The sequence below is a fragment of the Streptomyces sp. NPDC018263 genome, assembly GCF_055562575.1.
This window is the reverse complement of sequence record NZ_JBVHFA010000010.1, coordinates 66,514-87,414: the sequence shown is the minus strand read 5'-3', so window position 1 is coordinate 87,414 and position 20,901 is coordinate 66,514. Positions and strand designations below refer to the sequence as shown.

Genomic DNA, 20,901 nt, shown 5'->3' with positions numbered 1-20,901 from the left:
GGCGGGCGGGTACGCGCCTCCCCCGCGAGCGGGGACCCGATCCCCCGTGCGGGGGAGGCCGCTCGCGGGGCGCGGCTGTCAGGATGACGGCATGGCCCGCTTCCTGCGCCCGCTGCTGCGCGGGACGACGTACACGCGTCTGCTGCATCTGTGGGTGCCCATGCTGAGCGTGGCGTTCTGGATGTTCATCGACCCGCGCACGCCGTGGGCGCCGGCGCTGTTCCTCGTTCCCGTCGCGCTGATCCCGGCGGTGCGCCGGGGTGAGGGCGTGCAGGCGCGGCTGCTGCTGACGCCCGGCGAGGCGGAGCCCGGCATCTCCGAGGAGCCCGCGCGCAGTTGGCGGGACCGGGGGCGCACGCTGCTCTGGTTGGAGCTGCGGATGCTGCTCGGCGCGGTCGCCATGTTCGCCACGGTGCGGCTGCCCGTACTGACCGTCGAACTGGCGCAGTGCGCGTGGGGTCCGGCGCCCGCCTTCCTGCACGGGCTCCCGCCGCACCGGGCGTACGCCCTGCTCGCCCCGCTCCCCCTGCTCGCGCTGTACGGTGTGGTGCTCGGGCTGGGCGCGCTGGTCACCCGGTGTGCGCGCCGGCTGCTCGGGCCGTCGGCGGCCGAACGGCTGGCCGCGCTGGAGGAGCGGACCGAGCAGCTCCTCGAACGGACCCGGATCGCACGGGAGTTGCACGACTCGATCGGGCACGCGCTGACCGTCGCCGTGGTGCAGGCCGGGGCCGCGCGGGCCGCCGGGGACCCGGAGTTCACCGCGCGGGCGCTCACGGCCGTCGAGGAGACGGGCCGGGCCGCGCTGGAGGACCTGGAGCGGGTGCTCGGGGTGCTGCGGGAGGCGGAGCGGCCGGCGAGCGCCCGCCCGACCCTGGCGGACGCCGACCGCCTGCTGGAGTCGGCGCGTGCCTCCGGCGCCGAGGTCGACTTCCGGGCGACGGGCGCGGTGGAGTCGCTCCCCGGCCCGGTGTCCCGCGAGGGCTACCGCATCCTCCAGGAGGCGCTGACCAACGTCCTGCGGCACGCGGGCGCGGTGCCGGTACGGGTGCGGGTGACGGCCGGGGGACGCCAACTCGCCCTGGAGATAAGCAATCCGCTCCCGGCCGGGCCGCCCGGAAGCAGCGGCGGCAGCGGGCTGCGCGGCATACGCGAGCGCGCCGCCCTGCTCGGCGGCAGTGCCCGCGCCGGCCCGGAAGCGGGCACCTGGCTCGTCCGGGCCGAGCTTCCCCTGAGCTGATCTACGCTGGCCGAATGCCGGTCACCGTACTCCTCGTCGACGACGAACCCCTGGTCCGCGCCGGTCTGCGGGCCGTGCTGGGGGCGCAGCCCGACATCGAGGTGGTCGGGGAGGCGGCGGACGGTGCCGCCGTGATTCCGCTGGTGCGGAGTCTGCGCCCGGACGTGGTGGCCATGGACGTCCGGATGCCGCTGCTGGACGGCATCGAGGCGACCCGCGCGGTGCTGCGCACGGTGGACGAACCGCCGAAGATCCTGGTGGTCACCACCTTCGAGGACGACGAGTACGTCTACGAGGCGCTGCGCGCGGGCGCGGACGGGGTCCTGCTGAAGCGGTCCCGCCCGGAGGAGATCGTGCACGCGGTACGGCTGGTCGCGGCGGGCGATTCGCTGCTCTTCCCGGCCTCCGTACGGCAGTTGGCCGCCCGGTACGGCACCGGCCGGGCGGCGGACGAGCCGCTGGCGGGGGCCCGGCTGACCGAGCGGGAGGCGGAGGTGCTGCGGCTGATGGCGCGGGGGCTGACCAACGCGGAGATCGCCGCCGGGCTGGTCGTCGGGGCGGAGACGGTGAAGTCGCATGTGAGCGCCGTACTCGCCAAGTTGGGCGCGCGGGACCGTACCCAGGCGGTGATCGCGGCCTACGAGTCGGGGTTCGTCGCGCCCCGGTGACCGCCCGGCCCTCGCCGGGGTGGTCGGGGCCGAGTACGATCCGCCCCACATACGCCCGCGAGCTGGGAGGACGGACCGTGGGGCAGTTGACCGGTGGTGATCCCTCGCTGCTGCGGAGGATCAATTCCGCGGTGGTGCTGCGCGCGCTGCGCGACACCGACTGCGCGACGCTCACGGAGATCACCCGGGCCACCGGGCTGTCCCGGCCGACCGTCGAGGGGGTCGTGGAGGGGCTGACCGAGGCGGGTCTGGTGGTGGAGCGGGCCGCCGAGCAGGGCACCGCCCGCCGTCAGGGGCGGCCCGCGCGCCGGTTCAGGTTCCGGGCCGAGGCGGGGCATCTGCTGGGGCTGGAGATCGGCGCGCACCGGGTCGTCGCGGTCGTCGCCGACCTGGACGGGCGGGTGCTGGGCACGCAGACCCGCGAGGTCGACGAGAAGGCGCCGGCCGACGAGCGGCTGGAGAGGCTGCGCGGCACGGTCGCCGAGCTGCTGCGCCGCACCGGTGTCGCGCGGGGCTCGCTGCGTGCCGTGGGCGTCGGCACTCCGGGCATCGTGGAGGCCGACGGAACGGTTCGCCTGGGCACCGCGCTGCCTCAGTGGACCGGGCTCCACCTGGGCGAGCGGCTCAGCCGGTCCTTCCGGTGCCCGGTGCTGGTGGAGAACGACGCCAACGCGGCCGCCGTGGCCGAGCACTGGCAGGGCGCGGCGAAGGACACCGACGACGTGGTGTTCGTGCTGGCCGGGCTGAGTCCGGGCGCGGGCTCGCTGATCGGCGGCCGGCTGCACCGGGGGCATGGCGGGGCGGCCGGGGAGATCGGCGCGCTGCATCTGCTGGGCCGGGAGGCGACCCCGGAGGCCCTGCTGTCCACCACGGACGAGCCGCTGCCGCCGCTGGACGAGCAGGCGGTCACCCAGGTCTTCGCGCTGGCGCGGGAGGGCGACGGCTCGGCCCTCGCGGCGGTGGAACGGTTCATCCAGCGGCTGGTGCACGACGTGGCCGCGCTGGTGCTGGCGCTCGACCCGGAGCTGGTGGTGGTCGGCGGCTGGGCGGCCGGCCTGGACGGCGTCCTCGACCCGCTCCACCGCGAACTGGCCCGCTACTGTCTCCGTCCCCCGGCCGTGGCCCTGTCCCTGCTGGGCGAGGCGGTGGTGGCCACGGGCGCGCTGCGGCTGGCACTGGACCATGTGGAACGGCAGTTGTTCGCGGTCGAGGGCGCCGTGGGGGCGTGAGGCCCACGGCGCATTCGGGGCGTGCGGCCCACATGCCGCCGCGCCCCGGTGGGATACCGGGGCGCGGCGGGGTGTGCGATACCGCTGCCCTCAGGAGGCGCGGCGTTCCGGGTCGTGGTGTATCTCGACGTCCGGGGTGTCGCCGAACGTGAGGCGGCAGGTGTCGGCGCGGTAGGTGGCCACGCCCAGCGCGGCGGTACGGCCCTGGGCCTTGAACCGGGTGGTGACGACGAGGACGGGCGAGCCGGGCAGCCGGTCGAGTTCCTTCGCGTCCTCCGCACCGGCCGAGCCCAGCTCCACCGCGCGGTCCTGGCCGTCGAGTTCGAGCCGCTGGAGTTCGCGCAGCACCGCGCGGGCGCGGGCCGGCCCGGCGGGCGCGTCGATGGCGCTCAGGTCGGGCACCGAGGCGGCCGGGATGTACAGCAGCTCGGTGGCGACGCGCCGGCCCTGCGACATCCGGAACCGGCGGACGAGGTGCACCTCTTCGGTACCGGTGTCCAGGGCGGCCGCGACCGGCGCGGGCGGGACGGCCCGCGCGCAGTCCATCGGCTGCCAGGCGTCGTCACCGGTGCCGGGCCAGGTCTGCCGGCCGGTGCCGAGGGCGACGCCGACGCGCGGCGGCGCGACGGTCGTACCGACACCCCGGCGGCGCTGCAGGCGTCCCTCCAGTTCGAGTTGCTCCAGCGCCTGCCGGAGCGTGGCGCGGGCGACGCCGAACCGGGCGGCGAGATCGCGCTCGTTCGGCAGGATCTCCCCCACCGAGAACTCGGAGTCCAGCGCCTCGCTCAGTACGGTCTTGAGGTGCAAGTACTTCGGCTCCGGCACCGTTTCCAGTTGCGTGGTCCCCACCCTGTCCTCCGCAAGTGCCGTGCTCCGGCGGTTTTGGCGCCCTTGTTTATTAAAGGTTGTTGCAGTTCTTTGCGACCATAGGGCGGCCCTGATGCTTGGTCAAGACCAATTGTCCCATCCCTGCCCACTCGCCCGGTGCCCAGGTGACCGAGCGTTCACATGGAGTTCGCACGCCCCCGAGGTCTGTCCTCCGCCAGGACGCGCAGCTTGTCGGGGTTGCGGATGATGTAGACGGCGCTGATCGCGCCGTCGGTGATGCCGAGCTGGAACAGGGTGTCCGGCCTGCCCTCGGACAGCACGAGCACCGCGACACCGCCGTTCACCTCGATGTACCGGTGGGTCATGCCGGGCAACACGTTCTTCGAGGACACCCCGGCCAGGAAGCGCCCCACCTTGTCCGCGCTGAACAGCACCCGCACCGGCGCCTTGGCCTTGCCGCCGCTGTCGCCGACCAGACGGGCGTCCGGGGCGAGCAGGGACATCAGCCCGGCGAGGTCACCCTCCGTGGCCGCCGCCAGGAACCGCTCGGTCAGCTTCCGGCGCTGGGCGGGGTCCACGTCGTAGCGCGGCCGGCGCTCCTCGACGTGTCTGCGGGCCCGCCCGGCCAACTGCCGTACGGCGGGCTCGCCCCGGTCCAGCAGCTCCGCGATCTCGGCGTACGGATACCCGAACGCCTCCCGCAGCACGAACACCGCGCGCTCCAGGGGGGACAGCGACTCCAGCACGACGAGGACGGCCACGGACACGGAGTCGGCGAGCAGGGCCCGGTCGGCGGTGTCCGGGACGGTGTCGCCGAAGTCGGTGGTGTACGGCTCGGGCAGCCAGGGGCCGACGTACACCTCACCGCGCGACTTGACCTGGCGGAGCCGGTCCAGGGACAGCCTGGTGGTGATACGGACCAGGTAGGCGCGGGGTTCGCGGACCTCGGCGCGGTCGGCGCGGGACCAGCGCAGCCAGGCGTCCTGCACCACGTCCTCGGCGTCCGCGACGCGGCCCAGCATGCGGTAGGCGACGCCGGTCAGCAGCGGCCGGTTCTCTTCGAAGACATCGATCGCGGTCTCGGTCGTCACGGTTTCCATCCCATCCCGTCGCACCCGTCGGTGTCCAGACGAATTCGGTCGTTCCTGGCGCGTCGCGGACCCCGGCGGGGCGGCACCGGGCGGGACGGCGGAAGGTTTAAGATCATCTGCTCGTACACCGTCGATCACTCGTACACCGTCGATCAGGGGGAACCGCCGTGAGCATCCGGGACGCCGTCGTCACCGCCGGGGGTGACCGCATCCGCTGGGTGGAGCTGCCGGGGAGCGACGCGCCCCGCGTCTATCTGCACGGCCTGGGTGCCACGGCGGCCGCCTACTTCGCCGAGGCGGCCGCCCATCCGCTGATCGCCGGGCACCGCACGCTCCTGGTCGACCTGCTGGGGCACGGCCTGAGCGACCGGCCGCAGGACTTCGACTACAGCCTGGAGTCGCACGCCGGGGCGCTGGCCGCCGCGCTGACCGAGGCAGGGGTGACGGGGGCCGAGGTGATCGCGCACAGCATGGGCGGTTCCGTCGCCGTCGTGCTGGCCGACCGGCACCCGGAGCTGGTGTCCCGGCTGGTGCTGGTCGACGCCAACCTCGACCCGGTCGAGCCCGTGCGGGGCGCGCTCGGTAGCAGCGGTATCGCGGCCTTCTCCGAGGCGGAGTTCGTGAACGGCGGGTGGGAGGAGGTCCGGGACCGGGCCGGTGCGTTCTGGTGGGCCACCATGCGCCTGACCGACCGTACGGCCCTGCACCGCAGTGCCACCTGTCTCGCCCGTGGCACGGTGCCGACCATGCGGGAGCTGCTGGTGCGCTCGGACATTCCGCGTACCTTCCTCCACCCCGAGGCCGACGGGCCGCTGCCCGGCGCGGAGGGGCTGCGGGAGGCCGGGGTGTCCGTGGTCGCGGTCGCTGACTGCGGGCACAACATCATGCTGGACGCCCCGGAAGCCTTCGCCAGCGTGGTCGCCGCGGCGCTCGCGGCCTGATTCCAGCGGGTTCCGCGACACGGCGCCCGAGGGCTACCCGCCGGTAGCAATTGCTGACAAGCTGTCTACGGCGTCCACCAGCAGCCGTCCCGAGGAGCTTCGTATGTCCGCCACCGTCTCCTTCAAGGTTCCCGCCCCGTCCGGGACGAAGGATGTGACCGTCTCGTACCAGCGGGTGGGGCGGGGTGATCCGCTGGTGCTGCTGCACGGCATCGGGCACCACCGGCAGGCGTGGGACCCGGTGGTCGACATCCTGGCGACCGAGCGCGAGGTCGTCGCCGTGGACCTGCCCGGTTTCGGCGCCTCGCCGGACCTGCCGGACGGCCTCGCCCACGATCTGCCGACGATCAACTCCGTACTGGGCGCGCTGTTCGAAGCGCTGGACCTGGACCGCCCGCACGTGGCCGGGAACTCACTGGGCGGACTGCTCGCCCTGGAGCTGGGCCGGGAGAAGACCGTGCGGTCCGTCACCGCGCTGGCCCCGGCCGGGTTCTGGACCGAGGCCGAGCGGCGGTACGCGTTCGGGGTGCTGCTCACCATGCGCGGGCTGGCCCAGCGGCTGCCGCTGCCGGTGGTGGAGCGGATGTCCCGCAGCGCGGTCGGCCGCACCGCGCTGACCAGCACCATCTACCGGCGTCCCGCGCGCCGGGCCCCGGAGGCGGTGGTCGCGGAGACGCTGGCGCTGGCCGGGGCCACCGCGTTCGAGGCGACGCTGCGCACCGGCACCACGGTGCGGTTCACCGACCCGCTGCCGGGTGTTCCGGTCACCGTGGCCTGGGGCGCGCACGACCGGATTCTGCTGCGCCGCCAGGGTGTGCGGGCCAAGCGGATCATCCCGCACGCCCGGCTGGTCCGGCTGCCCGGCTGCGGGCACGTCCCGATGAACGACGACCCGGCGCTCGTCGCCCGCGTCATCCTCGACGGGAGCAGCAGCCCGGCCGGGGACTGACGTCCCGTAACCTGAAGGGCGTGTCGCGCACCGGCGTCATCCCCCGGCGCGCGGCACGCCAACTGCCGTGCGGCACATCGGTTTTGACGGCTCGTCCGCCGATGGTAGAAAGTGCGACGAACTCGGGCACAACCACGCTTTACCCATCGGTCACAGAGCGTTCGTGATCACGCAACACCATTCCTGCACAGTGGCCGCATGACTGCGGACATCTCTCGAACGAACCGGAAATCGGCGCGGCGATCGACGCGGAGCGCGATCCGGACCCGGCACGGGCGTCCCGTGCACCACTGGCGGCGGGACCTCGTCGAACTCGCGGCCCTGTTCACGGCCGTCGCGGTGGCCGACGCGGTGGCGAACCTGATCGGGCACGGCCCCGACGGCCCCGCCCTGCTGCTGATCTCGGCGCTCGCCCTGGCCGCGACGGCCGGGTTCCACACCTGGTGGGCCCGGCGCCATGTGCACGCACCGCCCACCGGTGAGGCAGGCGATACCGGCGCCCGGCCGAGCGCGTCCGCGCACCCGGCCGGGCCGTCCGCGCAAGGAGGCCCCGGCGCCCTGTGGCGGATGCGGACGACCGTACGGGACGAACCCGGCTCGCTGGCCGCGCTCTGCACGGCGCTGGCCACGCACCGGGTCGACATCCTGAGCCTCCAGACGCATCCGCTGGCCGACGGCACGGTGGACGAGTTTCTGCTGCGGGCCCCGGACTCCCTGACGGCCGCCGAACTGACCCGTGTCATCGCGGAGTCGGGCGGCAGCTCCACCTGGATCGAGCGGGCCGACGCCCATGATCTGGTCGACGCCCCCACCCGCGTCCTGGGCCTCGCCACCCGCACCGCGCTGGACGCGGCCGAACTCCCGCTGGCTCTGCGCCAGTTGCTCGGCCGGTGCACGATCCGTTCACTGCCCGCCGGCACCGGCGGCGAGCCGGTGCCCGCCGAAGGGGTGCTGGAGGACACCGTGCTGCGACTGCGGGCACCGGACGGGGGCGTGCTGAGCGTGGAGCGGCCGTATCTGCCGTTCACGCCGACCGAGTTCGCGCGGGCGCGGGCGCTGGTGGAGCTGGACAGCCGCCTCGGCCCGCGCATCCCGCGCGCGCACGATGTGCTGACGCTGCCCGAGGGCAACGCGATCACCGTGCGCCGGGTCGACACCGGCGACCTGGACGCGGCCCGCGCGATGCACGAGCGCTGCTCGGACCGCACCCTCGATCTGCGCTACCACGGCCCGGTGCGCGACGCCGACCGCTATCTGAACCATCTGCTCAGCCCGCGCTTCGGCCGCACCCTGGCCGCGCAGACCGCCTCCGGCCGCCTGGTCGGCCTCGGTCATCTGCTGTGGGACGGCGAGGAGACCGAGGTCGCCCTGCTGGTGGAGGACGACTGGCAGCGGCGCGGTGTCGGCACCGAGCTGCTGGAGCGGCTGGTGCGGATGGCGGTGGAGGCGGGCTGCGCGAGCGTGTACGCGGTGACCCGGTCCGCCAACACCGGGATGGTCGCGGCGATGCGCGGCCTCGGGCTGCCCCTGGACTACCAGGTCGAGGAGGGCACCCTCGTAATCACCGCCCGCCTGGCCCCGGCCCGCGCCGGCGCCCCCGAGAAGAGCGGCGGCGGGCAGCTCCGGCTCTGACCTGCCGGTAGCGCGGACGGCCCGGCGGTGACCAGCCGCCGGGCCGTCGTCATGGGAACTCCCGTCGTGAAAGGCTCAGTTGACGGCCTCGTAAAGCGGTACCGGCGCCGGGACCTGCTCCCCCAGCGCGCCGGACAGATCGGCCCACAGGTCCTCGGCGTCCTCCAGGCCGATCGACAGCCGCAGCAGCCGGTCGCCCACCCCGGCGCCGTGCCGGTCGACGGTGTCCACGATGCGGTGGCTGATGGACGCCGGGTGCTGGATGAGGGTGTCGACGCTGCCCAGGCTGACCGCCGGGGTGATCAGCCGGACGCGGGCGATCACCTCGTGCGGGTCGCCGTGCACCTCGAAGGCGATCATGGCGCCGCCCAGCTTCGGGTAGTGGACGCGGGCCACGCGCGGGTCGCCGGCGAGCCGGCCGGCCAGCTCGGCGGCGGTCGCGGAGGCCGCCCGGACCCGGACCGGCAGCGTGGCGAGACCGCGCAGCAGCAGATAGCCGGCCAGCGGGTGCAGCACCCCGCCGGTGGCGAACCGTATCCGCCGCAGTTGCCCGGCGAACTCCTCGTCGCAGGCCACCACTCCGGCCATCACGTCGCCGTGGCCGCCGAGGTACTTGGTCGCGCTGTGCAGCACCAGCCGCGCGCCGTGCTCGGCGGGGCGCTGCAGCACGGGCGTGGCGAAGGTGTTGTCGACGAGCAGCGGCACGGTCCCGCAGGCGTGGGCGACGGCCCGGATGTCGACCTCGGTGAGCGTGGGGTTGGCCGGGGTCTCGACCAGCACCAGGCCGGTGTCGGGGCGCAGCGCGTCCGCGATCCCGGCCGGGTCGGTCCAGGTGACCTCGGTGCCGAGCAGCCCGGCGGTGAGCAGATGGTCGCTGCACCCGTACAGCGGCCGTACGGCGACCACATGGCGCAGGCCGACGGCCGACCGGGCGAGCAGCACGGCGCTGAGCGCGGCCATGCCGCTGGCGAACGCGACGGCGGACTCGGTGCCTTCGAGTCGGGCGAGACCGGTCTCGAAGCGGGCCACGGTGGGGTTGCCGAGCCGGGCGTAGACGGGCGGCCCCTCGGGGAGGATGCCCTCGGCCGCGAAGGCGTCGATGCGGGCGGCCTCGTCCCGGCTGTCGCGGGAGGGGTAGGTGGTGGAGAGGTCGATGGGCGGGGTGTGCAGGCCCTGTGCGGTCAGGTCCTCCCGGCCGGCGTGCACGGCCTCGGTGGCCAGTGCCCTGCGTACGGTGTCGGCGGCGCCGTTGCTGCTCGATTCCATGACCGAAGGGTGAACACCGGACGGGTTCAGGGGGCGAACACCCGTGTTACGTTCGGCCGATGGACGCATCCGTCGTACTGGACCCGGTGGATCTGCATCTGCTCCGGCTGCTGCAGAACGACGCCCGGACCACGTACCGCGATCTCGCCGCGCGGGTGGGGGTGGCGCCGTCGACCTGTCTGGACCGGGTGGCCCGGCTGCGCCGGTCGGGCGTGATCCTCGGCCATCAGCTCCGGCTGGACCCGGCGAAGCTGGGCCGGGGATTGCAGGCGCTGCTGTCGGTGCAGGTCAGGCCGCACCGGCGGGAGCTGGTCGGGCCGTTCGTGGAGCGGGTGCGGGCGCTGCCGGAGGCGCGGACGGTGTTCCATCTGACCGGCCCGGACGACTACCTGGTGCATGTGGCGGTCGCCGACATGGCCGACCTCCAGCGGCTGGTGCTGGACGAGTTCACCTCGCAGCGCGAAGTGGCGCGGGTGGAGACCCGGTTGATCTTCCAGCAGTGGGAGTGCGGGCCGCTGCTGCCGCCCGGTCATGCCGAGAGCTGAAATCGCCGGTGCACCGGTGACGCGGACGCACCTCCGGTACCAGGATGGACGCCATGTCCGACACCAAGAGCTTGCTGCCCCGTCAGGTCGCCGACGCCTATGTGGACGACCTCCTAGCCCTCGACCCGGTCATCGGCACCTACCTCGGTGTACGGGAGAGTTCCAGCCGGTTGCCCGACTACTCCCCCGCCGGCCAGGAGGCGCTGGCCGATCTGGCGCGTACGACGCTCGCCCGGCTGGACGAGGCCGAGCGCCTGCCCGGCGCGGACAGTGACGCGGAGCGCCGCTGCGGGCGGCTGCTGCGGGAGCGGCTCACCGCCGAACTGGCCATGCACGACGCGCACGAACACCTGCGCGCGGTCGGCAACATGCACACGCCGGGCCACTCGGTGCGGGACATCTTCTCCGTGACCCCGCAGGAGACCGAGGAGGACTGGGCGGCCATCGCCGAGCGGCTGCGCGCGGTCCCGGCCGCCTACGAGGGCTACCGCGCCTCCCTCGCCCTCGGTCTGGAGCGCGGCCTGTACGCGGCGCCCCGGCCGACGGCGACCTTCGTCGAGCAGCTCACCGAGTGGGCGGACACCGGCGAGGGGCGCGGCTGGTTCGAGGACTTCGCCGCGGCCGGCCCCGACGCGCTGCGCACGGAGCTGGACGACGCGGCCCGCGCGGCGACGGCCTCGGTGGCCTCCCTGCGCGACTGGATGCGGGACGTGTACGCCCCGGCCGTCGCGGACGCCCCGAACACGGTGGGCCGCGAGCGGTACGCCCGCAGCGCCCGCTACTTCAACGGCACCGACCTGGACCTGGACGAGGCGTACGCCTACGGCTGGGCGGAGTTCCACCGGCTGCTCGGGGAGATGGAGAAGGAGGCGCAGAAGGTGCTGCCGGGCGCCAGGACGCCGTGGGTGGCGCTGGCGCACCTGGACGAGCACGGCCGGCACATCGAGGGCGTGGACGAGGTCCGCGAGTGGCTCCAGGGCCTGATGGACCGGGCCATCGCGGACCTGGACGGCACCCACTTCGAACTGGCCGAGCGGGTACGGCGGGTGGAGTCCCGTATCGCCCCGCCGGGCGGTGCGGCGGCCCCCTACTACACGGGTCCCTCCGAGGACTTCTCCCGGCCGGGCCGGACCTGGCTCCCGACGATGGGCGAGACCCGGTTCCCGGTGTACGACCTGGTGTCCACCTGGTACCACGAGGGCGTGCCCGGCCATCACCTCCAGCTCGCGCAGTGGGCGCACGTCGCGGCGGACCTGTCCCGCTACCAGGCCACGGTGGGCATGGTCAGCGCCAACGCCGAGGGCTGGGCGCTGTACGCGGAGCGGCTGATGGACGAGCTGGGCTACCTCACGGACGCGGAGGAGCGGCTCGGTTACCTGGACGCGCAGATGATGCGCGCGGTCCGGGTGATCATCGACATCGGTATGCACCTGGAGCTGGAGATCCCGGCGGACTCGCCGTTCCACCCCGGTGAGCGGTGGACGCCTGAGCTGGCCGAGGAGTTCTTCCGGGCGCACAGCAGCCGTCCGGCGGACTTCGTGGTGAGCGAGCTGACCCGCTATCTGACGATGCCGGGCCAGGCGATCGGCTACAAGCTGGGCGAGCGGGCCTGGCTGCTGGGCCGGGAGCGGGCGCGGGAGCGGCACGGCGACTCCTTCGACCCGAAGGCGTGGCACATGGCGGCGCTGTCCCAGGGTTCGCTGGGCCTGGACGACCTGGTGGACGAGCTGTCCCGGCTCTGACTCGGCCGTACGGCCCCGCCCGGGTGGCGTGGCCCCCGTACCGGCTGCTTGCTGGTGCGGGGGCCGTCGCTCGATGGAGGTGGGCCGCTCATGCAACGCGACAGGCCGGGTCGGCGGCCGCTGGAGACGCCTCGGGCGGCCGGACTCGCCGGGGTGGTGTTCGCGCTGCTGCTGGCGGCGACGATCGTGCTGATGCGGCTCGGCATCCCCGAGGGTGCCGACGCGGTCGGCGCCGGAGGGTTCACCGACTCCGCGCGGCGGGACGCGGTGCGGGCGGCGCTGGCGCTGATCCCGTTCGCCGGCATCTTCTTCCTGTGGTTCCTGGGCGCGGTGCGCGCGCACGTGGGTGACGCGGAGGACCGGTTCCTGGCGACCGTGCTGCTGGGCAGCGGGCTGGTCTTCACCGCGATGCTGTTCGGCGCGGCCGCCGCCGCGACGGCGGTACTGGCCGTGGCGCACCCGGCCGGCAGTACGCCCTCGCTCGCCACCTGGGACTTCGGCCGCCATTTCGCGTACACGCTGATGACGGACTACGCGATGCGGATGGCGGCCGTCTTCGTGTCGTCCATGTCGGTGATCGGCAGGCGGATGGGCGTGCTGCCGCGCTGGCTGACCGCGGTGGGCGCGGTGACCGCGCTGCTGCTGCTCTTCGTCTCCTCCAACGTGCCCTGGGCCGAACTGGTCTTTCCCGCCTGGTCGCTGCTGCTGAGCGTGCACATCCTGCTGGTCAGCGGGCGCAGGCGACGCGTGATCCTGACCTGAGCGGCTCACCCGATCGGCGCGCCCCGGCGCGCGGCCCCGGTACCGGCGCGCCGATGCTTGCGGTCGGGGGACGACCGGAGCAGGCCACCGGAAAGGGCGCAGCGTCGATGCGGATCGTCGTCGATCTCAACAAGTGCCAGGGATACGCCCAGTGCGCGTTCCTCGCCCCCGACGTGTTCACCATGCACGGCGAGGAGGCACTGCTCTACAACCCGCTCGCCGCCGAGGAGGAACGCGACGCGGTCGCCCGCGCGGCCGCCGCCTGCCCGGTGCAGGCGATCACGGTGGAGGGTCTGCACGAGGGCGCGCCCGTCGAGCCCGTGCAGGTCTTCTCCGGTGCCCCCTGGGAGCCGCGCGATGGCCGCTGACTACGTGGACTGGCTGCGGCGCGAGGGCCGCATCGTGATCGTCGGCGCCTCGCTGGCCGGGCTCCGGGCGGCCGAGACGCTGCGCGCGGAGGGCTTCACCGGCTCCCTCACCCTGATCGGCGACGAACCGTACGAGCCGTACGACCGGCCGCCGCTGTCCAAGGCGGTGCTGCTGGGCAAGGCGTCTCCGCTCCACACCGAGCTGCCCCGGCGCCGGCACCTGGACGCCGAGTGGCGGCTCGGTGTCCCGGCGGCCGGGCTGGACCTGACGGGCAAGCGGGTGCTGCTCGCCGACGGCGAGGAGGTGGAGTACGACCGGCTGCTGATCGCGACCGGGGTGCGTGCCCGCCCCTGGCCGGTGGCGGAGGAGGCCGAGCTGGACGGCGTCTTCGTGCTGCGCACCCGTGACGACGCGACCGCGCTGACCGAGCGGCTGCGGGCCGGGGCGAAGCGGGTCGTGGTGATCGGCGCCGGGTTCGCCGGCTCCGAAGTGGCCTCCGCCTGCCGGGAGATGGGCCTGGAGGTGACGGTCGCGGAGCGCGCGGGCGCCCCGCTGGTGGGCGCGCTCGGCGGGGTGATCGGGGCGGTCGCGGCCGACCTCCATGTGGAGAACGGTGTCGACCTGCGCACCCATGTCACCGTGACCGCGCTGGAGGGCGACCCGATGGGCCGGGTGCGGTCGGTGCACCTGTCCGACGAGAGCGTGGTCGAGGCGGACGTCGTGGTGGTCTCGCTGGGGTCGCTGCGCAACACCGAGTGGCTGAACGGCTCGGGGCTCGGCGCGGGGCCGCGCGGCATCGCGAGCGACGCGGGGTGCCGGGCGTTCGACTTCCGGGGGATCGTCACGGACGACGTGTTCGTCGCCGGTGACGTGGCCCGCTCCCCGCACGCGCTGTTCGGCTACCAGTTCCTGTCGCTGGAGCACTGGGGCAATGCGGTGGCGCAGGCGGAGACGGCCGCGCACAACATGATCTGTCCCGCCTCCGACCGGCGCCCGCACATGTGGATGCCCGCCTTCTGGTCCTCGCAGTTCGGGGTGAACATCAAGTCGGTGGGCGTGCCGCCCATGGGCGAGGAGCTGATGATCATCCAGGGGTCCACGGCCGAGCGCCGGTTCGTCGGCGTGTACGGCTACAAGGGGCGGATCGTGGCCGCCGTGACCTTCGACAACGCCCGCTGGCTGGAGTACTGCCAGCGGCAGATCGAGCAGGGCGCGCCCTTCCCGGTGGAGTACCCGACGATGGACCGGCGCCCGGAGGGCCGCAAGGCGGTCCCGGCGGACTTCCCCGACCCGGCCCTGCCCACCCACGGCCCGACCGTGACCCTCAGCGGTTACTCGCCGGCCGACCGCCGGCTCGTCTTCACCCCCGGCCACCACTGACCGCCGTCCGGCCCCCCGTCCCCTCCGGTGGGCGCCCCCGACGCTCCAAGGACCTGTCATGACCGAACCCTCGCTGGTGGCCCGGATCACCGACTTCGCCAACCGCGCCGACCCCTACCCGCTCTACGCCGAGCTGCGCCGCACCCCGGTGCTGCACGAGGAGGAGGACGGCCCGTACGTCATCTCCTCGTACTGGGACATCGAGAGCCTGCTGCACGATCCCCGGATCAGCTCGGACGCGGCGAACCTGGCGGCGGCGGGCGCGGACGAGCTGAACCAGGCGGAGAACACCGGGCTGCCGCCGTCGTTCATCCGGCTGGACCCGCCGGAGCACGACCGGCTGCGGCGGATCGCCAACAGCGCGTTCGGGCCCCCGCACGAGCCGCGCCGCGTCGACGACATGCGGGACGAGCTGTACGGGATCGTGAACGAGCTGATCGACGGTCTCGCCGGGGAGACCGAGATCGACCTGGTCGACCAGTTCGCCTATCCGTTCCCGGTGACGGTGATCTGCCGGCTGCTCGGAGTGCCCCGCGAGGACGAGCCCCGGTTCCGGGCCTGGGTGGACCCGCTGGTGGCGAGCCTGGACCCGGAGACCCGGCAGGGCGCGGACCCCGAGTTCGTGCGGAAGGCGCAGGAGGCACGGACCCAGCTCGGCATGTATCTGGCCGGGCTGGTGGAGGAGCGCGCCAAGGACCCGCGCGACGACATGCTCTCCGACCTGGCCGCCGGGAAGGGGCCGGACGGTGCCATGACCATGATGGAGGTGCTCAGCACGGCCGTCCTGCTGCTGATCGCCGGTCACGAGACCACCGTCAACCTGATCGCCAACGGCATGCTCACCCTGCTCCGGTACCCCGAGTACCTCCGGCGGCTGCGCGAGGAGCCGGAGCTGGCGGTGAACATCGTGGAGGAACTGCTGCGCTACGAGCCTCCGGTGCAGCTCGTGCCGCAGCGCACCTGCATCACCGACATCGAGGTGCGCGGGGTGACGATCCCCAAGGGCTCCCGGATCTGGCTGATGCTGGCCGCGGGCAACCGGGACCCGGAGCGCTTCAAGGACCCCGAGCGCTTCGACCCCGACCGGGACGACCTCCAGCACCTCGGCTTCGGCAGCGGTATCCACAGTTGCTTCGGCGCGCCGCTGGCCCGGCTGGAGGCGCAGATCGCGCTGGCCGAGCTGGCGCGGCGGCTGGACAACCCCCGGCTGGTGGCGGACCCGCCGCCGTACCGGCCGAACGCGGTGCTGCGCGGGCCGCGCCATCTGCCCCTCGCCATCGACGGCGTGGAGCCCTGACCTGTCAGGTCCCGCGCCGCCGCAGTGACGACCCCGTGCGGTCCTTCACGACCTCCAACTGGGCGTGGACGCGGCAGCGCAGGTCTCCGACGTGGCTGACGATGCCGACGCTGCGGTCGCGTTCGCGCAGCGAGTCCAGTACGTCGAGGACCTCGTCGAGCGTCTGGTCGTCCAGGCTGCCGAAGCCCTCGTCGATGAAGAGGGTGTCGAGCCGGACCCCGCCCGCCTCGTCGGTGACCACGTCGGCGAGGCCGAGGGCGAGCGCGAGCGAGGCGAAGAAGGTCTCGCCGCCGGACAGGGTCGCGGTGTCCCGCTCCCGGCCGGTCCACGCGTCCACGACGTGCAGCCCGAGCCCGCTGCGCCCGCGTCCGCTGCGGTCGTCGGAGTGGACGAGGGTGTAGCGCCCGGCGGACATCAGCCTCAGGCGCGCGGTCGCGGCGGCGGCGACCTGTTCGAGGCGGGCGGCCAGGACGTACGACTCCAGGCGCATCCGGCGTTCGTTGTCCGCGCTGGTGCCGGCCGCGAGGGCGGCGAGCCTGGCCACCCGGTCGTACTCCTCGCGCAGCGGGGCGAGGCGCCGGGCACCGTCCTCGGCGCGGGCGGAGAGCCGGTCCAGCTCGGTGGTGCGGCGGGCGGCCTCGTCGCGGGCGGAGGCGGCTTCCCGCAGGCGCCGCTCGGCATCGGCGGCGCGCTCCGTGACGGCGGCGAGATCGGCGGGGGCCTGCCGGGAGGCGGCCACCGTCTCGGGCTCGGCGAGCACGGCACGTACGGCGGACTCCTCCGACTGCCGTTCGTCCAGGCGGTGTTGGAGGGCGCGGTGGGTGGCGGCGTCCAGCAGGGCACCGGCCGCGGCGGCCGGGGTGTCGAAGCCCGCCCGGTAGGCGGCGTCGGCCAGGCGGGCGTCGGCGTCCTTCAGGCGGACGGCCGCCTCCTCGGCCGTACGCGCGGCGTCGGCGGCCTCGGTGAGCACGGCCGTGAGCCGCTCCAGTTGGGCGGCGCGGGCGGCGACGCTCTCGGCGGCTCCGCGCGCCCGCGTCAACTCGGCTTCGAGCGTGGCCTGTTCACGGTCGAGGGTGTCGCGCCGGGTGAGCCGGGCGGCGGCCCGTACGGCGGACTGCTGGCGCGCCTGGAGCCGTCGCTCGCGCTCCGCCTCGGCCCGGCGCAGCTCCTCATGGGCGGCGTGCAGGGTGGAGGCGTCCCGGCGCGCCTGCTCGAACTCCCGCTCCAGCTCGGTGACTTCGGTGGCGATGCGGTCGGCGGGGGTGTCCCCGGCCTCGGCGGTGACGGCGTCCAGCGCGGCTTGCAGCTCGGTGCTGCGGCGCTCGTGCTCGACGTGCTCCCGCTGGGCCTCCTGGTGGGCGTCGAAGGCGCGCTGCTCGGCGTCCCGGTCCACGTGTCCGGCGTCCTTGCGGGCCGGGGCGGGGTGCTCGGTGGCTCCGCAGACGGCGCAGGGGGCGCCGTCGGTCAGGTGGGCGGCCAGCTCGGCGGCGATGCCGGTCAGGCGCTGTTCCTTGAGGTCGAGCCAGTCTTCGCGCAGCTTCTGCGCGCGCTGCCCGGAGTCCAGCGCGTGGCGTGCGGCGTCCGCGACGTCGGCGGTCAGCCGGTCGCGGCGGCGGGCCGCGTCGAGCCGCCGCCGGGCGGGGTCACGCCGGACGGCGAGGGACTCCGCGCGGGAGGCGGCCTCCTGGGCGGAGTCGATACGGGCCTGGAGGGCCGCGCGGGCGGGCTCCCAGCCGTCGAGCCACGCCTCCGCCTCGCGCGCGGTGTGCTCGTCCGCGCGTTCCTCGCGGTCCAGCCCGGCGCGCTCGGCGAGCAGTTCGGTGAGCCGGTGTTCGGCGCGGCGGGCGGAGGCGAGGGAGCCGAGTTCCTCGGCGGCGCGGCGGGCGGCGGCCGCGAGGCCGGGGACGCCGGAGCCGGCCTGGTCCTCGGGCAGCGCACGCCGGGCGGTCTCCTCGGCCAGGGTGGCCCGCCGGTGCGCGTTCTCCGCGTCCTCGCGCAGTTCCAGCGCGGGTGCCACGGTCTCGGCCTTGCGGCCGCGCTCCATGCGGGCCCGCGTCTCCTCGTACTCCCCCGCCCGCTCCGCGAGGCGTGCGGCGCGGTCCTGGGCCTCGGTGAACCGGTGCTGGAGCCGGGCGAGTTCGCGGGTGCCGGCCAGTTCCTCCTGGGCGCGGGTGTGGGCGGACTCGGCGGCGGCGAGCCCGCAGCGGGCGACGGTGAGGCGTTCGCGGGCGGTGCTGCGGGCGACGGCCGCCGCCGCGAGGACGGCGACGGCGAGCCCCGGATCGCCGGGGGCGAGGCCGGGCAGCTCCATGGCGTCACCGGCCGCCTGCTGCATCCGGTGGGCGTCGGCGAGCAGGGCGGTGTCGCCCTCGCGCACCCGTGCCTCGGTGGCGCGCCTGCGCTCCGCGAGCCGCTTCTCCACGTCGGCGAACCGCTGGGTGTCGAAGAGGCGGCCGAGCAGTTTGCCGCGGGCTTCGGCGTCGGCGCGCAGGAAGCGGGCGAAGTCGCCCTGGGGCAGCAGGACGACCTGGCAGAACTGCTCGCGGCTCATGCCGAGGAGCTGGGTGATCTCCTCGCCGATCTCCTGATGGGAGCGGCTGAGGTCCTTCCAGGTGCCGCGCACGGCGTCGTACTCGCGCAGCCAGGTCTGGGCCTTGTCGAGGGTGGTGCCGGTGCCGCGCTTCTTGGGGCGTTCCCACGGCGGCTGCCGGGTGATCTCCAGCCGGCGCCCGGCGACGGTGAGTTCGAGCCGGACCTCGGTGCGGGTACCCGGTTCGGCGTGGTCGCTGCGCAGGTGGGTGCCCTGGCCGCCCTGCCGGGCACCGGGTACGGAGCCGTAGAGGGCGTAGCAGACGGCGTCGAGGACGGAGGTCTTCCCGGCGCCGGTGGGGCCGTGCAGCAGGAAGAGCCCGGCGGCGGAGAGCGCGTCGAAGTCGACACTCTGAGCGCCGCCGAAGGGGCCGAAGGCGGTGATGTCGAGCCGGTGCAGCCTCATCGGGCGACCTCCCGCACCGCGTCGTCGGCGCGCACGGCGTCGAAGGCGTCGCGCAGCACCTCGGTCTCGCGGTCGTCGGGGGCGGCGCCGCGCACATGGGCGACGAAGTCCTCCGCGATCTGCTGGTCGCTGCGGCCTGCGAGGCGCCGGGCGTAGGACACGGCCGGGTCGTCCGGGGCGCGGTCGGGGGCGAAGACGAGGCTGAGGGTGTGCGGGAAGCGGGCGGCGATCCGGGCCATGGGGTCGGCGGGCCGGACGGTGTCGGTGAGGGTGGCCTCGACCCAGGCGTCCTCATGGCGGCTCAGCCCGGGGTCTTCGAGCAGCTCCTCCAGGGTGCCCCGGAGGCGGGCCAGCGGGCGCGGCACCGGGCAGTCGAGGCGCTCGGCGGTGACGGCGCCCTCGGCGTCCAGGTCGATGAGCCACATGCTCTTGCGGTGGTCGGCCTCGGAGAAGGAGTAGGCGAGCGGGGAGCCGGAGTAGCGGACGCGCTCGGTGATCCGCTGACAGCCGTGCAGATGACCGAGGGCGACGTAGTCGACGCCGGCGAAGACCCCGGCGGGTACGGCGGCCACTCCGCCGACGGTGATGTCCCGTTCGCTGTCGCTGGCCTCGCCGCCGGTGACGAAGGCGTGGGCGAGGACGACGGAGCGGGTGCCGGGGGCGCGGCCGGCGAGGTCGGCGCGGACGCGGTCCATGGCGGCGGCGAGCACGGCCTCGTGTCCGGCCTTCGGCACGGCGAACTCGTCCTTGACCAGGGCGGGTTCGAGGTAGGGCAGCCCGTAGAAGGCGACGTCGCCGTGGTCGTCGGCGAGGACGACCGGGGTGCCGACGGCGGCCGGGTCGGTGCGCAGGTGGATGCCCGCGCGGTCGATGAGTCCGGCGCCGACGCCGAGACGGCGGGCCGAGTCGTGGTTGCCGGAGATCATCACGGTGGGCACGCCCAGCTCGGCGAGCCGGTGCAGGGCGTCGTCGAACAGCTCGACCGCTGCCAGCGGGGGCACCGCGCGGTCGTACACGTCTCCCGACACCACGACGGCGTCCACGGCCCGCTCGCGCGCGGTGGCGACGAGGTGGCCGATGAACTCGGTCTGGGCACCGAGCATGTTCACCCGGTGGAAGGCCCGGCCGAGATGCCAGTCGGAGGTGTGCAGGAGTCTCATGGACCCCGAGACTAACGGGAGGGTCGGACAACGCACCCCGGTCGCATCGGATTTGGGTGTTATGCCCGATTGGCCCGGTTCAGGCGTCCCCGTACGCCTCGCCGCCCAGCTCCAGGTCCGCCGAGCCCGCCGTGGCGTCCGCGAGCCAGCCGCGGAAGGCGTCGACGTCGGCGTCCGGGAGGGCGATGTCGATGGCGACCGCCTCGCCGTAGCGGACGTCGCGGACCTCGCGGCCGGTGGCGCGGAGGTCGTTCTGCACCTTGCCCGCGCGCTGGTGGTCGACGGTCACCGTGGCCAGCCGGTAGCGGCGCCGGGTGCGGGTGCCGACGGCGTCCAGCGCCTCGCCGACCGACCCGCCGTAGGCGCGGATCAGCCCGCCCGCGCCGAGCTTCACCCCGCCGTAGTACCGGGTGACGACGGCGACGACGTACCGCATGTCCCGGCGCAGCAGCATCTGGAGCATGGGCACTCCGGCGGTGCCGCCGGGTTCGCCGTCGTCGCTGGCCTTCTGGGTGGAGGCGTCGGCGCCGATGACGTACGCCCAGCAGTTGTGCGTGGCGTCGGCGTGCTCCTTGCGGACCCCGGCGATGAACTCCTGCGCCTCCCGCTCGGTGGCGGCCGGGGCGAGCGCGCACAGGAAGCGGGAGCGGTTGATCTCGGTCTCGTGCACACCCGCGCGGGCCACTGTGCGGTACTCGTCCTGCATCGTGCCAGCCTATGCGGAGCGCCGCCGCGTTCCCTCGCCGGTGTGCGGGGGAGGATGCGGGGCAGACGCGTTCAGCGATCAGGCGACCCGCGCGGTGGGCCGCG

18 protein-coding genes are annotated in these 20,901 nt (G+C 74.3%); 12 read left to right on the top strand and 6 right to left on the bottom strand.

Going from position 1 to position 20,901, the window contains the following annotated elements; translation table 11 throughout:
* The first annotated feature begins 91 nt into the window (after positions 1-91).
* The 3 genes from ACZ3HQ_RS27420 (at position 92) to ACZ3HQ_RS27410 (ending at position 3,134) form a co-directional block, all read left to right on the top strand.
* On the top strand, positions 92-1,237 hold the full coding sequence (locus tag ACZ3HQ_RS27420) for a sensor histidine kinase (RefSeq protein WP_467514922.1): 1,146 nt from the start codon (positions 92-94) through the stop codon (positions 1,235-1,237).
* A 14-nt stretch (positions 1,238-1,251) separates the two neighbouring features.
* Positions 1,252-1,905: a response regulator gene (locus tag ACZ3HQ_RS27415; protein WP_467514920.1), complete on the top strand. Its 654-nt coding sequence runs from the start codon at positions 1,252-1,254 to the stop codon at positions 1,903-1,905.
* A gap of 77 nt (positions 1,906-1,982) precedes the next feature.
* On the top strand, positions 1,983-3,134 hold the full coding sequence (locus tag ACZ3HQ_RS27410; protein WP_467514918.1) for an ROK family protein: 1,152 nt from the start codon (positions 1,983-1,985) through the stop codon (positions 3,132-3,134).
* Positions 3,135-3,224: 90 nt separating this feature from the next.
* On the opposite strand, the gene ACZ3HQ_RS27405 is transcribed toward ACZ3HQ_RS27410, so the two are convergent.
* The gene (locus tag ACZ3HQ_RS27405; RefSeq protein ID WP_467514916.1) at positions 3,225-3,983 is read right to left on the bottom strand and encodes a GntR family transcriptional regulator; all 759 of its coding nucleotides are present in this window, start codon (positions 3,981-3,983) and stop codon (positions 3,225-3,227) included.
* A 155-nt stretch (positions 3,984-4,138) separates the two neighbouring features.
* On the bottom strand, positions 4,139-5,053 hold the full coding sequence (locus tag ACZ3HQ_RS27400; RefSeq protein ID WP_467514914.1) for an RNA polymerase sigma-70 factor: 915 nt from the start codon (positions 5,051-5,053) through the stop codon (positions 4,139-4,141).
* Between the two features lie 173 nt (positions 5,054-5,226).
* Between ACZ3HQ_RS27400 and ACZ3HQ_RS27395 the strand changes: the two genes are divergently transcribed.
* The 3 genes from ACZ3HQ_RS27395 (at position 5,227) to ACZ3HQ_RS27385 (ending at position 8,575) form a co-directional block, all read left to right on the top strand.
* The gene (locus ACZ3HQ_RS27395; RefSeq protein WP_467515115.1) at positions 5,227-5,994 is read left to right on the top strand and encodes an alpha/beta fold hydrolase; all 768 of its coding nucleotides are present in this window, start codon (positions 5,227-5,229) and stop codon (positions 5,992-5,994) included.
* A gap of 103 nt (positions 5,995-6,097) precedes the next feature.
* A complete protein-coding gene (locus ACZ3HQ_RS27390) occupies positions 6,098-6,943 on the top strand; it encodes an alpha/beta fold hydrolase (protein ID WP_467514912.1) in 846 nt (281 codons plus the stop codon).
* 282 nt (positions 6,944-7,225) lie between these two features.
* On the top strand, positions 7,226-8,575 hold the full coding sequence (locus ACZ3HQ_RS27385) for a GNAT family N-acetyltransferase (protein ID WP_467514910.1): 1,350 nt from the start codon (positions 7,226-7,228) through the stop codon (positions 8,573-8,575).
* A gap of 75 nt (positions 8,576-8,650) precedes the next feature.
* Here the strand turns inward: ACZ3HQ_RS27385 and ACZ3HQ_RS27380 are convergent, their stop codons facing one another.
* Positions 8,651-9,841, bottom strand: a complete 1,191-nt coding sequence (locus ACZ3HQ_RS27380) for a trans-sulfuration enzyme family protein (RefSeq protein WP_467514907.1) — start codon at positions 9,839-9,841, stop codon at positions 8,651-8,653.
* Positions 9,842-9,900: 59 nt separating this feature from the next.
* On the opposite strand from ACZ3HQ_RS27380, the gene ACZ3HQ_RS27375 reads away from it, so the two are divergent.
* The 6 genes from ACZ3HQ_RS27375 (at position 9,901) to ACZ3HQ_RS27350 (ending at position 15,936) form a co-directional block, all read left to right on the top strand.
* Positions 9,901-10,386 (top strand): Lrp/AsnC family transcriptional regulator, encoded by a 486-nt coding sequence (locus ACZ3HQ_RS27375; protein ID WP_350907302.1) that lies wholly within the window; start codon positions 9,901-9,903, stop codon positions 10,384-10,386.
* Positions 10,387-10,439: 53 nt separating this feature from the next.
* Positions 10,440-12,128 carry a DUF885 domain-containing protein gene (locus ACZ3HQ_RS27370; RefSeq protein WP_467514904.1) on the top strand — a complete coding sequence of 563 codons (1,689 nt, stop codon included), beginning with the start codon at positions 10,440-10,442 and terminating at the stop codon, positions 12,126-12,128.
* Between the two features lie 90 nt (positions 12,129-12,218).
* The gene (locus ACZ3HQ_RS27365) at positions 12,219-12,890 is read left to right on the top strand and encodes a hypothetical protein (RefSeq protein ID WP_467514902.1); all 672 of its coding nucleotides are present in this window, start codon (positions 12,219-12,221) and stop codon (positions 12,888-12,890) included.
* 107 nt (positions 12,891-12,997) lie between these two features.
* The gene (locus tag ACZ3HQ_RS27360) at positions 12,998-13,258 is read left to right on the top strand and encodes a ferredoxin (RefSeq protein WP_359700362.1); all 261 of its coding nucleotides are present in this window, start codon (positions 12,998-13,000) and stop codon (positions 13,256-13,258) included.
* The gene (locus tag ACZ3HQ_RS27355) at positions 13,248-14,639 is read left to right on the top strand and encodes an NAD(P)/FAD-dependent oxidoreductase (protein ID WP_467514900.1); all 1,392 of its coding nucleotides are present in this window, start codon (positions 13,248-13,250) and stop codon (positions 14,637-14,639) included. The genes ACZ3HQ_RS27360 and ACZ3HQ_RS27355 overlap by 11 nt, the downstream gene beginning before the upstream one ends.
* Positions 14,640-14,697: 58 nt before the next feature.
* Positions 14,698-15,936: a cytochrome P450 gene (locus ACZ3HQ_RS27350; protein WP_467514898.1), complete on the top strand. Its 1,239-nt coding sequence runs from the start codon at positions 14,698-14,700 to the stop codon at positions 15,934-15,936.
* 4 nt (positions 15,937-15,940) lie between these two features.
* Here the strand turns inward: ACZ3HQ_RS27350 and ACZ3HQ_RS27345 are convergent, their stop codons facing one another.
* The 3 genes from ACZ3HQ_RS27345 to ACZ3HQ_RS27335 all read right to left on the bottom strand — a co-directional run bounded on the left by ACZ3HQ_RS27345 (position 15,941) and on the right by ACZ3HQ_RS27335 (position 20,797).
* Positions 15,941-18,931 (bottom strand): AAA family ATPase, encoded by a 2,991-nt coding sequence (locus ACZ3HQ_RS27345; RefSeq protein ID WP_467514897.1) that lies wholly within the window; start codon positions 18,929-18,931, stop codon positions 15,941-15,943.
* On the bottom strand, positions 18,928-20,091 hold the full coding sequence (locus ACZ3HQ_RS27340; RefSeq protein WP_467514896.1) for an exonuclease SbcCD subunit D: 1,164 nt from the start codon (positions 20,089-20,091) through the stop codon (positions 18,928-18,930). Before ACZ3HQ_RS27340 ends, ACZ3HQ_RS27345 begins: the two co-directional genes overlap by 4 nt.
* 79 nt (positions 20,092-20,170) lie before the next feature.
* On the bottom strand, positions 20,171-20,797 hold the full coding sequence (locus tag ACZ3HQ_RS27335; RefSeq protein ID WP_135791137.1) for a YigZ family protein: 627 nt from the start codon (positions 20,795-20,797) through the stop codon (positions 20,171-20,173).
* Between the last annotated feature and the right edge of the window lie 104 nt (positions 20,798-20,901).

What these genes read in the sequence shown, in the direction of transcription:
- ACZ3HQ_RS27360 (WP_359700362.1), top strand. Translation starts at nt 12,998, where the DNA reads ATGCGGATCGTCGTCGATCTCAACAAGTGCCAGGGATACGCCCAGTGC.
- ACZ3HQ_RS27380 (WP_467514907.1), bottom strand. Translation starts at nt 9,841, where the DNA reads ATGGAATCGAGCAGCAACGGCGCCGCCGACACCGTACGCAGGGCACTG.
- ACZ3HQ_RS27355 (WP_467514900.1), top strand. Translation starts at nt 13,248, where the DNA reads ATGGCCGCTGACTACGTGGACTGGCTGCGGCGCGAGGGCCGCATCGTG.
- ACZ3HQ_RS27390 (WP_467514912.1), top strand. Translation starts at nt 6,098, where the DNA reads ATGTCCGCCACCGTCTCCTTCAAGGTTCCCGCCCCGTCCGGGACGAAG.
- ACZ3HQ_RS27420 (WP_467514922.1), top strand. Translation starts at nt 92, where the DNA reads ATGGCCCGCTTCCTGCGCCCGCTGCTGCGCGGGACGACGTACACGCGT.
- ACZ3HQ_RS27365 (WP_467514902.1), top strand. Translation starts at nt 12,219, where the DNA reads ATGCAACGCGACAGGCCGGGTCGGCGGCCGCTGGAGACGCCTCGGGCG.
- ACZ3HQ_RS27340 (WP_467514896.1), bottom strand. Translation starts at nt 20,091, where the DNA reads ATGAGACTCCTGCACACCTCCGACTGGCATCTCGGCCGGGCCTTCCAC.
- ACZ3HQ_RS27335 (WP_135791137.1), bottom strand. Translation starts at nt 20,797, where the DNA reads ATGCAGGACGAGTACCGCACAGTGGCCCGCGCGGGTGTGCACGAGACC.
- ACZ3HQ_RS27370 (WP_467514904.1), top strand. Translation starts at nt 10,440, where the DNA reads ATGTCCGACACCAAGAGCTTGCTGCCCCGTCAGGTCGCCGACGCCTAT.
- ACZ3HQ_RS27415 (WP_467514920.1), top strand. Translation starts at nt 1,252, where the DNA reads ATGCCGGTCACCGTACTCCTCGTCGACGACGAACCCCTGGTCCGCGCC.
- ACZ3HQ_RS27345 (WP_467514897.1), bottom strand. Translation starts at nt 18,931, where the DNA reads ATGAGGCTGCACCGGCTCGACATCACCGCCTTCGGCCCCTTCGGCGGC.
- ACZ3HQ_RS27375 (WP_350907302.1), top strand. Translation starts at nt 9,901, where the DNA reads ATGGACGCATCCGTCGTACTGGACCCGGTGGATCTGCATCTGCTCCGG.
- ACZ3HQ_RS27350 (WP_467514898.1), top strand. Translation starts at nt 14,698, where the DNA reads ATGACCGAACCCTCGCTGGTGGCCCGGATCACCGACTTCGCCAACCGC.